13 protein-coding genes and 1 tRNA gene are annotated in these 10,579 nt (G+C 45.6%); 4 read left to right on the top strand and 10 right to left on the bottom strand.

Annotated elements, in window-relative coordinates; genetic code table 11:
• A partial coding sequence (locus Q0C11_RS13370) for a PAS domain-containing methyl-accepting chemotaxis protein (protein ID WP_293008791.1) occupies positions 1-1,413 on the bottom strand: 1,413 nt, incomplete at its 3' end.
• Positions 1,414-1,712: 299 nt separating this feature from the next.
• Positions 1,713-1,788 (bottom strand) — tRNA-Arg (locus tag Q0C11_RS13365).
• 288 nt (positions 1,789-2,076) lie between these two features.
• Here Q0C11_RS13365 and Q0C11_RS13360 point away from each other — a divergent pair.
• The 3 genes from Q0C11_RS13360 (at position 2,077) to Q0C11_RS13350 (ending at position 5,031) form a co-directional block, all read left to right on the top strand.
• On the top strand, positions 2,077-2,499 hold the full coding sequence (locus Q0C11_RS13360) for a Fur family transcriptional regulator (protein WP_293008789.1): 423 nt from the start codon (positions 2,077-2,079) through the stop codon (positions 2,497-2,499).
• 2 nt (positions 2,500-2,501) lie between these two features.
• Entirely contained in the window at positions 2,502-2,825 is a 324-nt protein-coding gene (locus Q0C11_RS13355; protein ID WP_293008787.1) for a hypothetical protein, read from the top strand.
• 184 nt (positions 2,826-3,009) lie between these two features.
• Complete coding sequence (locus Q0C11_RS13350) at positions 3,010-5,031, top strand: TonB-dependent receptor (RefSeq protein ID WP_293008785.1); 2,022 nt, start codon at positions 3,010-3,012, stop codon at positions 5,029-5,031.
• 82 nt (positions 5,032-5,113) lie between these two features.
• Here Q0C11_RS13350 and Q0C11_RS13345 read toward each other — a convergent pair whose 3' ends face one another.
• Both Q0C11_RS13345 and Q0C11_RS13340 read right to left on the bottom strand, forming a co-directional pair.
• The gene (locus Q0C11_RS13345; protein WP_293008783.1) at positions 5,114-5,635 is read right to left on the bottom strand and encodes a cytochrome P460 family protein; all 522 of its coding nucleotides are present in this window, start codon (positions 5,633-5,635) and stop codon (positions 5,114-5,116) included.
• Between the two features lie 98 nt (positions 5,636-5,733).
• Complete coding sequence (locus Q0C11_RS13340) at positions 5,734-6,099, bottom strand: DUF6164 family protein (protein ID WP_293008781.1); 366 nt, start codon at positions 6,097-6,099, stop codon at positions 5,734-5,736.
• 138 nt (positions 6,100-6,237) lie between these two features.
• Here Q0C11_RS13340 and Q0C11_RS13335 point away from each other — a divergent pair, with 138 nt between their 5' ends.
• Positions 6,238-7,074, top strand: coding sequence for an SDR family oxidoreductase (locus Q0C11_RS13335; protein ID WP_293008779.1), 837 nt, complete (start codon positions 6,238-6,240; stop codon positions 7,072-7,074).
• On the opposite strand, the gene Q0C11_RS13330 is transcribed toward Q0C11_RS13335, so the two are convergent.
• The 6 genes from Q0C11_RS13330 to Q0C11_RS13305 form a co-directional block, all read right to left on the bottom strand.
• Entirely contained in the window at positions 7,075-7,578 is a 504-nt protein-coding gene (locus Q0C11_RS13330; RefSeq protein ID WP_293008777.1) for a hypothetical protein, read from the bottom strand. It abuts the gene before it with no gap.
• An 80-nt stretch (positions 7,579-7,658) separates the two neighbouring features.
• The gene (locus Q0C11_RS13325; RefSeq protein WP_293008775.1) at positions 7,659-7,847 is read right to left on the bottom strand and encodes a DUF3460 family protein; all 189 of its coding nucleotides are present in this window, start codon (positions 7,845-7,847) and stop codon (positions 7,659-7,661) included.
• A 55-nt stretch (positions 7,848-7,902) separates the two neighbouring features.
• On the bottom strand, positions 7,903-8,889 hold the full coding sequence (locus tag Q0C11_RS13320) for an ADP-ribosylglycohydrolase family protein (RefSeq protein ID WP_293008773.1): 987 nt from the start codon (positions 8,887-8,889) through the stop codon (positions 7,903-7,905).
• A gap of 14 nt (positions 8,890-8,903) precedes the next feature.
• Positions 8,904-9,086 carry a Trm112 family protein gene (locus Q0C11_RS13315; protein WP_293008771.1) on the bottom strand — a complete coding sequence of 61 codons (183 nt, stop codon included), beginning with the start codon at positions 9,084-9,086 and terminating at the stop codon, positions 8,904-8,906.
• 21 nt (positions 9,087-9,107) lie between these two features.
• Entirely contained in the window at positions 9,108-9,947 is an 840-nt protein-coding gene (locus Q0C11_RS13310; RefSeq protein ID WP_293008769.1) for a ParB/RepB/Spo0J family partition protein, read from the bottom strand.
• A 101-nt stretch (positions 9,948-10,048) separates the two neighbouring features.
• The coding region (locus tag Q0C11_RS13305; protein WP_293008767.1) for a ParA family protein at positions 10,049-10,579 on the bottom strand (531 nt) is incomplete at its 5' end.

Here is a 10,579-nt window from a genome sequence, read left to right as displayed (position 1 = left end):
TGAAGCCGCTGTGATTTCCGACATAATTTCAGCAACATGTTTAATAGAAGCAACAATCTCTTCCATAGTCTTGCCTGCCTCACTCACCAATTTGGTTCCATTTTCTACTTTTTCTACCGAGTTATCTATCAGGTTTTTTATTTCTTTAGCAGCTGCCGCGCTCCGTTGAGCAAGATTTCGAACTTCTGTGGCAACCACAGCAAATCCTCGACCTTGTTCTCCAGCACGAGCAGCTTCTACGGCAGCATTCAAAGCAAGGATGTTGGTCTGAAAAGCAATCGCATCAATTACGCTTATAATGCTTGCGATTTTATTGGAGCTATCACTGATCAAAGACATGGTATTAACCACGTCGTTCATTAACCGCCCTCCCCGAAGCGCAATATTACTGGCATTTGTCGAAAGATTATCAGCTTGCTTGGCATTATCAGCATTTTGCTTTACGGTGGAAGTAAGCTCTTCCATACTGGACGCTGTTTCTTCAAGCGATGAAGCTTGTTCTTCTGTGCGTTGTGATAAGTTCAGGTTACCACTGGCTATTTCACTGGATGCCTGACGCACTGATTCAGCGCTGCTACGAACATCTGAAACTGTCGCTCTGAGATTAATGCCCATTTGAGTAAGCGATTTAATCAAGACACCAAACTCATCGGAGTACTCATTTGTGATCTTGGTTTGTAAATCCCCAGCAGCAAGTGTATTGGCTATTTCAACAGCCTTGTTCAGAGGTTTCAGCGTATTCTGCCTTATCATGAATCCAGCCAGAAGCATTAACAAAGCACCGCTGATAGCGGCTACTGGAATAAAACCACCTAACGGCAGAGTTGATTCCGCTTGCGTTAATTCCCACCAACTGGCGCCTGCAGCACTCAACAATAATAGTGTTGGTATAGACAAATAAAGTGCGATACGTTTTCCCAATGTCATCTTAAGAAGTGCGCTAACTTTACCAATAAAATCGGTACGAACAACGCCGCCATTTTTTATTGTAAGATTTTTAGCCGTTCCATGTACAAGTTGACGATATATCGGCGCTACTGTTTCAATTACCCGCCGTGATGGCTTTGTTCGCACGGACAAATATCCAACAACAGACCCATTTTCGATGAGTGGTGTAGCATTACCAAGAACCCAGTAGAAATCTCCATTCTTGCGGCGATTCTTAACTAAGCCAGTCCATGGTTTGCCAGCTTGAAGTGTTTTCCATAAATCTTCAAATGCCTGTGGTGGCATATCCGGGTGACGTACTATATTATGCGCCTTACCTATCAGTTCATCTTCGGTAAATCCGCTGACCTCAATGAAAGTCTGGTTTACATACGTAATACGTCCCTTAGTATCTGTAGTAGACAAAATTAGTGTATCCTCACCAATAGGATATTCAGTATTTGAAACGGGTAGATTTACTCTCATAACTAACGATTATCCTTACTGAATTTATAAAATTTTGCGATCAATATAACGATCTATATTTCATAAACTGGAGTTCTAATAGCGAGAGTATTGATCCAGGTCAAATATGTCGGAAATAAAATTTTGCTGCAATATTGGGCTAGGTATTTCCGCATTGAACTCGGCGGACAGCTACTAAATATTTAGTAGTATTATGAAATATCAAGAAAGTTTAATGCCTGACACATTTTTGTGACGTAACACGGGTAGAACGCGGTATTTAATTTGCTATTCTCAGATCCATTTAACCATCTGATTTATGGCGCCCTGAACACGAATCGAACGTGCGACCTACCCCTTAGGAGGGGGTTGCTCTATCCACTGAGCTACCAGGGCGAACTTGGCATTTTACGCTAATATTACGCCATGAGTAGACCGTGTAAATTTAATTGCGTCTAACAAGACCGTCGAAAAACGACCTGCATTGCTGCTGCAATGTTAAGAAAACAGATTCAAGATGCCCATTTATTATGCTTAATCCGAGTATTTTGTTCTGAGCATTGGTAGTTACAAACGGCAGGTTACACAGTTTGTTGCTACGTATTCTTGCAAAAACTAATTGCTTATTGCATCTGGAAAATCATTCCATTACAATGAGTGCAACATAGTTGCATTTATATCGATATGCTGAGTAAGTTTTACCGTACCGCAGAAGACATGATCCGACACCATGGTGGGCGCGTAACACCGGGGCGTATTGGAATACTGGCTGCTTTGTTGGCTGAGCAGCAAGCTATTACGCACCGTGAAATCGAACAGCGTCTTCCGCAATCACTGCCATTAGATCGGGTGACTTTATATCGAACGCTGGAATGGCTAGTTGAAAATGGCCTTATCCACAAAATAACCAGCGACGACCGGGTGTGGCGTTATAACGCCAATCTCGAACCACAATCACATCAGCATGCGCATTTCAAATGCACCGGTTGTGCGCAGGTGATTTGCCTGGATAGTCTACCGATTGAACAAAACTGGCCATTACCATCCGGCTATCGCTTTCAGGAAATTGAATTAACAGTCAAAGGCCTTTGCGCCAATTGCTGTTAACGATGATACGCAAAAGTTTATTTCTAATTCTTACACTGGCAGTAATATCTGTGCCGGTGTTTTTGATGGCACATGCTTTCACGCACTACGCACAAACCGATGTGCTAGATGTCAGCAACAGTGAAGGTGATGCCGGTATTGACCTTGATGAAATTTGCTTGGATTGTCTTGCATTTACCGCAATCAGTCTTTTTTTGATTGCTTCAGGCTTGTTCCTGCGTATTTCAGTTATTCGTCACTGCTTGCCATTATGGGCAATAAGGTGTCAGTCTGATAGCAGAACGCCCTCCTATTGCTCACGCGCGCCGCCACTACAGTTTTTCTGATTCTTAAACAATTAATCCTGCTTTGACTCAGCCATCCACGGTTTATTGACCGTCTGGATGCGGGTGAATTACGTGTGATTGGTCAGCATCATTGTTGCAACTTCGTTGCGACACAAGCTCTCATTCGATAAGAGAAATGGAATGAACTACGCTGAACACAATGGACTAGATCATGAAAATGGCTATGCATACAATGCTATTTAAACAAGCGGCATTGATATTGATCGTATTTTCGGTGGATATACCGAATCTTTGCGCACAAAATGCTCAAAAGAATATTGAATTGCCCGGTGTCATGATAACCGCACCGACGACAAGCTCGGCTGAATCAACCGGACTCAAGGCTGATACAATTATTCCAAGTGATCGTTTGCGTCAGAAACGTGAAACCAATTTAGGGGATACGCTTGCGCACGAGCTTGGGGTTAGTTCCAGCAGTTTTGGTCCGGGTGCTGGCCGCCCGATCATACGTGGACAGGATGGCGAGCGTGTTCGCGTGATGGAAAATAGCATGGGTACGGGAGATATTTCTGTCATCAGCCCGGATCATGCAGTTGCGACAGAAACATTAAATGCCACACGCATTGAAATACTGCGGGGGCCATCGACATTGCTGTATGGCAGCGGCGTATCCGGCGGTGTTGTCAATGTTCTTAATGATCGCATTCCTGATCGGTTGTTTAAATCACCACAGGTCCACGTTGAAGGACGCTTCAATTCTGCTCTGGAAGAACGCAATGGCATGCTTACAGCGTCGGGGAGCAAGGGTCAGATTTCATGGAATATTGAAGGCATGAAACGAAAAACTAATGATATTCATATTCCAGGGCGAGCCAATCCGAACGATCCGGAAAGTGAAATCGGGTTCGTCAGAAACAGTGCGATCGATACCAGCAATTTGTCGGCAGGCAGTGCTTATATTGGTGAGCAAGGATTTGTCGGTGTATCCGTTTCAAGGCTAGAAAATTTCTACGGTATCCCCGGTCCGGAAGGTGCAAAAATTGATATGGGCCAAACACGCTACGGTTTGGCCGGAGATCTGGATAACCCGTTAAAAGGGTTTGAGCAGTTGAGAATGCGCTTTAACTATAATGACTATCAGCATAAAGAGCTAGAACAAAGTGGTGTAGTCGGCAGTCGTTTTAAAAATGATGAATTGGAGGGCCGCGTCGAATTAACGCATGCGCCAGTTGCACAATGGCATGGCATTATGGGCGTGCAGCTACAGCACCGTAATTTTACCGCAAAAGGTGAAGAAGCTTTCGTGCCAACCAGTCTGTCGCAATCTGCCGGCATTTTCATGGTTGAAAAGCGCAACTGGCAACAATGGCAATTTGAAATCGGTGGACGGTTTGAACACTCGATACATAATCCGCGCGCAATGATGCTGCAGACACGTAATTTCAATTTGTATAGCGTATCGGCAGGTGCTGCCTGGAAATTCGTCGACGGCTATCAGCTCGACCTGACCGCAACACGTGGACAACGTGCACCGAATACCGTAGCACTGTTTGCCGATGGCGTACATATCGCCACCAACACATTCGAACAAGGTAATTCAACCTTAAACAAAGAGACGTCCAATAATTTCGATCTTGCGTTACAAAAAACTACAGGCAGGATCACTGGAAGAGTTAATTTGTTTTATAACCATATCAACGATTATATTTTTCAGCAAAGCCGTGACAGTAATAACGATGGAATTGCTGATAGAATTAATGATGCGGGCATACTGGAAATCAATGCCCCTTTTTTAATACAGGATTTTTCTCAAACCCGAGCAAGATTCTATGGTTTGGAAGCCGAGGCCAACATCGCGCTGCTACCGGATACTCTGAATTTGCGGCTATTTACCGACACTGTTTATGGCAGGCTAAAAAACAATGGTAATATTCCGCGTATTACGCCACAGCGTTTCGGTTTTGATCTGAATCTTACCCAGCATAAGTGGCAGGGCAACTTCAATCTGACCCGCGTCGTTCATCAGGATCGAATCGCAGTACTGGAGACTGAAACACCCGGTTACACTTTGATGAACGCAGAAATCGGTTACCACATGAGGCTGACCCAGTCCGTGAATTACATGCTGTTTCTGCAAGGCAGAAATCTACTGGATAGCGATATCCGCATGCATACCTCTTTCCTAAAAGATTCAGCCCCCATGGCAGGACGAGCGATTATAGGCGGAATTAGAGGCGTCTTCTAAAAACAACATAATGCTGCAAGCTTGCATAACTAACCGGATGATCATAACGTGCACAATCATCCGATCAATGGGCAGGAATCAATTATTTTTTCACGAAATCAACCAATTTTTGATATGTAAACAGAAAATCCTGCGCTTGCAATGGGTTGTGGCATTGCGCACAAGTCAGGTCGTTGCTTTTCACGCTGCCATCGGGATTATAAAGAGCGAATCCCCAATCGCCAGAGCGATTTTCTTTGGGGAAAGCCGCATCCCAATCGCTTTTGTTTTCCATGACGCCAATCGCGGCCAGGGAGTCGATTTCGAAGATGCCATCGCTACCGGGAATCGGTTTCCCTGCTGCATCTGCCTTTGGCGTATAGATTTCCATGACTACAACAGCGCCAGAACCCCCTGGTTTTCCCTGCTTGTAGTTGGAAACTGCTGTTTCATTGGCATATAACTTGGCCACTTGCGTTTGATTTGCACGGTTTATTGTGGCGTATTGGGTGAAGGCTTTAGCATAGTCTTCAGGAAATTTAACGTGCTCAGGATCTCCGCCAGCGTAGGCAAGCATTGGGCTGATGGTCAAAACTGCGATAATTGCTTTGAATGTATTTTTCATGTTTCTTCTCCTTGATAGATATTGCGGGATAAAACAGGTTTAAGATAGTAATGATACCGCATTCAGTAGCAAATATTGATAACTTGATAATTGTTCTGCTACGGTGCCAGGTCTAGAACCAGCCTGATCGATAAATAAATAACCAGCAAAGCCAGTGCCAGGTGGATCGCAAAACTGACCGGTTTTTGTTTAATTGCATCCCAAAAGGTTCGATTTTTTCCTTCTCGTTTCAGGCGGTCGTATTCTTCGCGTATTCTCACTGTGCGCTCGTTCTGATACGTATCCAGCAGTGCACGTGCTTTTTCGAACTGACTGTCATCATTGAGCCAGATTGCAGGCATCGATACACCCCAGTTTCCTGGTGCAGTTTCATAGTAATCAATTGCATTGTTGGTCAGCAATTCGCGTACTTCATACGCTTCATCATCGGGTACACCATTAAGCCTGAATAAAATTTTTGCCATGCGGGTTCTTGAGCTATGTTATTTTCATCGAAAAAAGCCTTGCGACAGAGATTGATGCTATCTTTGCATTGAATCCATTGTCAAGTTATGAATAATCATCACTAAGAAAATTACAATTTTGTAGGTTAATTTGCACAAATGAAAAAAACTATATTAATTACAGGTTGTTCCAGCGGAATTGGCTATTGCGTTGCCAAAGCATTACAGCATCGAGGTTATCGCGTATTTGCCACGGCTCGACGGCGAGATAGTGTTGCAGCGCTGCTGGAGGAAGGCTTTGAGAGTTTTCGTCTGGATTTGAATGATTCAAATTCAATTCAGTTTGCCTTTGAAGAAGTTTTACGCCGCACTGATGGTGAACTCTATGCGCTATTCAATAATGGCGCCTATGGATTACCGGGTGCGGTGGAAGACCTGAATCGCGATGCTTTGCGCGCGCAATTCGAAACCAATGTGTTTGGCTGGCAGGAATTGACCAATCTGGCAATACCGGTTATGCGCCAACAAGGCTATGGTCGAATTATTCAAAACAGTTCAGTGCTGGGCTTTGTTGCATTGCCTTTCCGTGGAGCTTACAACGCTTCCAAATACGCCATAGAAGGACTCAGCGATACCTTACGGCTGGAATTGAAAGGCAGCAATATCTATGTCAGTCTGATCGAACCTGGGCCTATTGCCAGCAAGTTTCGTATCAACGCAGTCAAAGCATTGGAAAAATATATCGACATCGAGAACAGCTTTCATCGTGAGAAATACCAGGGTGTATTGGAACGTCTGAATAAACCAGGGCCTGCGGTTCCTTTTACACTACCACCTGAAGCTGTGCTGAAACGTGTAATCCATGCCCTCGAGACCACCAAACCGCAACCACGCTATTATGTGACCTTTCCAACCTATTTGTTTGGCATTCTCAAGCGTGTGCTAAGCACACGCTTACTCGATAGGTTGCTGGCAAAATCAGGGAACAATAACTGATTAATTAGAAGAATGGGAATTAAGATCTGTTGCAACGCATGAGTGTAATATTTTCCAAGCAATATTACCGATGAAGACGTCTCCCCTTAAAGAAGCTTGCACTGTGTGACTATCTATTTTCTTCAGTAGCAAAGCGAAGGCGTAAGCCGCTTTGTCGTTGTCTCTGCGCTGTGTGGATGACTGAATCTGCGGCTCAGTATGGGCATAAATAAAAATGGCATCAGGATTCGAAGGCGCGTAGGTTGCAACAGCATTTTGCTGGTATCGAGTATCGTACGCATGAATTTCTGACGCCTCGATATCTGGATATTGCCGACTTCTAAATTGTAGTGGCCGCAAGAACGATCTGCCGTCGGATTGCAGTTTATTGGTGACACAACTTGCAAGCGCCGCATGCTCTCCGGCCAACTGTTCTTCAAACTGCTCGGGCTTAGTATTCGAATCGACTAAATTGGCACATGCCGAAATGATGCATAAGGCTAAACCAACTAGTGCTATCCTCATCTCAAATTCGCCTGGAAAAACCCGAGCATAATCACCCGTACGAGCAGTTTGACGATGACAAAACGTTTTTCAACAGCCTGCTAACCATTAAAATAAACATAGGGTTTCATCGGAACTTCGGATTCTTCGAAGCGTTTGCGTTCCTGTAGGTTTTGTTTTTTGTCCCACCACATATTGCGCGCTTCCGCACGTTTTTCTTTAACTTCTGGATTCTTTTCCAGATATTCGCGCATGAATTTAGTGTGATCAGATTCGTAATTATAATCCATGATTAACCTCTTAATTGTTATTGTGTTGTTGCAAGCAATGGCACTTTAGCATAGCTCAGGAATTCTTTACAGTCCTCAGACGCCCGAATGCATCTGTCGCAGCAATCAGCTTATTGTAGCGTGCCGCCCATTCGAGTGGAATTGAAGAAAATTGTTCAGTTTGCTGCGCGGTATAAGCCGCCATGATGGCGCCAAGCATAATGGCACGGCCACAACTATCGCCACCGATGCGAATATTCTCTTCAATCGCCGTACGGTAGTCCGGTGCATATCGGACAATATACGCAATCACGGGCACGCCCTCCAGAACGTGACAGGCCGTGCCAAAGCGTTTGGCGGTCGTGGCGCTATCAAGCAAGCTCGTTTGCAGCGCCTGTTCCACTAACAGGGCCAGCTTCTCACCCGCATTCGGCAGTGCGCCGACGAGCGCTTCAACAATCGACTTTCCAAGCAGAACGTTCAGCAAAACACAACCCGCATACTGCGCCGCCACAACGGCCGTGTCATTATGATTAGTCAAACGCACAACCTGTTCGATTTGAGTCATCAGCGCTGCTTGCGACCCGGTATGGGTTGCTACCACAACGGGTATTGCTGCCAATGCAGCAAACTGATCGTCATCGGCACCGGAGTGTTCCGGGAATTCCTCCGGTTTGAGCGCTAATAGTGTCTGTAGTGTTTGGCGTGTCGGCGAATCGACATAACCGAAATAAGCACCACCTGGTCCCAAATAACTACGATATTCAGTCTGGTACGCCACTCGATCAAACTGGCCATGCTGGGCAAAATGCCGTAGCATCAGCAAACACAGCTCACCGTATCCGGATGAATCGCCCGCCGCTTTCTCACCATGTGCAAAGTAACCGCTCACACCCGCATAATCATTTGCATCAGGCTGCAAAAAAACCAACCCTTTGGTTTTCTCGATCTGAGCAATGCGCTCGGAATCATAGAGCCAATGCAAGCCCAGCGAGGCCGAATCAGCAATCAATGCACCCAGAATAGCCGCAGCACGAGGCCCAAGTTTAATATTCAAATTCATAGCGTGGGTTGATACTATTTAATTTCAACTTCATCGGATATTCTACGCGCCTCGTCCTCCAACATGACAGGAATACCGTCTTTAATCGCAAACGCCAACCGGTCTGGCTTGCAAATTAATTCCTGATCCTCCTTTTTATAAATAAGCGGCCCCTTACAGAGCGGACATACCAGTAAATCAAGCAATCTTGAGTCCATAATTTTCCTTAGTTTACCTTTCTAGAATTTGCTGAGAATATCATCCAATTGATCCAAACTGGTAAAGTGGATCACGATATTGCCCTGACCATTTTTCTGCGGTTTGATCGCCACTTGCGCACCCAGACGTTCAGATACATCTTCTTGCAACCGCAAAAGATCCCGATCGGGCTTTTGCACCTTTTTAGGTACCGGATGCTCGATCTGATGCACGAGCCTTTCTGTTTCACGCACCGATAATTGTTTCTGCGCGATGACATTGGCAAGTTTGATTTGCTGTGCCGGCACCAGTGACAACAAGGCGCGGCCATGACCCATATCGATCTTGCCCTGCATCATTAATTCCTGAACAGGTGCTGAAAGATTGAGCAAACGCAACAAATTAGAAATCGTGCTACGCGAATTGCCGAGCGCTTCCCCAGCCGTCTGGTGCGTCATGCCGAACTCATTGATCAGACGTTGAATACCCATTGCCTCTTCCAACGGATTCAAATTTTCGCGCTGTATGTTTTCAATCAACGACATCGCCAGCGCTGACTCATCGGCAACCTTGCGAATCAATGCGGGCACTTCATTGAGTCCCGCTAACTGCGCAGCGCGCCAGCGGCGCTCACCAGCGATAATTTCATAATGACCCTCGTCAATTGGGCGCACCAGAATCGGCTGCATGATGCCTTGCGCTTTGATCGATTCGGCCAGCTCCGTCAACGCCACCTGATCCATATTGGTTCTGGGCTGGTATTTACCGGGCTGCAATTTAGATGTTTCGATGCTCTGCAACGACTCTTCCACCTGCGCGACGTCTGCGCTGCCTGATAATAAAGCATCCAGCCCGCGTCCCAATCCTTTCTGTTTTATCATTTCATGGATTCCTCAATTTTTTTAGCGTGGACATTTCTGAAAAATTCAAAGTTCTAATCAAGACGAGACGCGCGACAAGCCATTGTAACGAAATTTAAATGTTAGAGATGTCCTGCAAGTATCTCTTTTGCAAGCTCAAGATAAGCCTGCGCCCCTTTGGATTGCTCGTCATGGTACAAAACTGGCAAGCCAAAGCCAGGCGCCTCAGCCAAGCGCACATTGCGTGGAATCACGGTGCGATAAACTTTTTCGCCGAAATGTTTTTGTAATTGATCAGAAACCTGCTGTGCCAAAATATTGCGCGGATCAAACATAGTGCGCAGCAAACCTTCGATGCGCAAGCTCGGGTTAAAACTATTGCGCACGCGCTTGATGGTATTAACTAGATCGCTTAATCCCTCTAACGCGTAATATTCGCATTGCATGGGTATCATGACTGCGTGCGCAGCACACAAGCCGTTCAATGTGAGCAGATTCAGCGCAGGCGGGCAGTCAATTAAAATATAATCATAGTCACTTGCAATGACTTCCAGTGCAGTTTTCAGTCGTGCCTCGCGCTGGGAAAATTCCACCATCTCCACTTCCGCTCCGGCTAGATCCCGATTGGCGGGAATCAAGTCGTATTTCCCCTG

Origin of the sequence: Nitrosomonas sp., from assembly GCF_022842015.1 — a bacterium.
Lineage (GTDB): Bacteria > Pseudomonadota > Gammaproteobacteria > Burkholderiales > Nitrosomonadaceae > Nitrosomonas.
The sequence above is the reverse complement of the archived record's forward strand: the minus strand, read 5'-3'. Positions and strand labels throughout refer to the sequence as shown.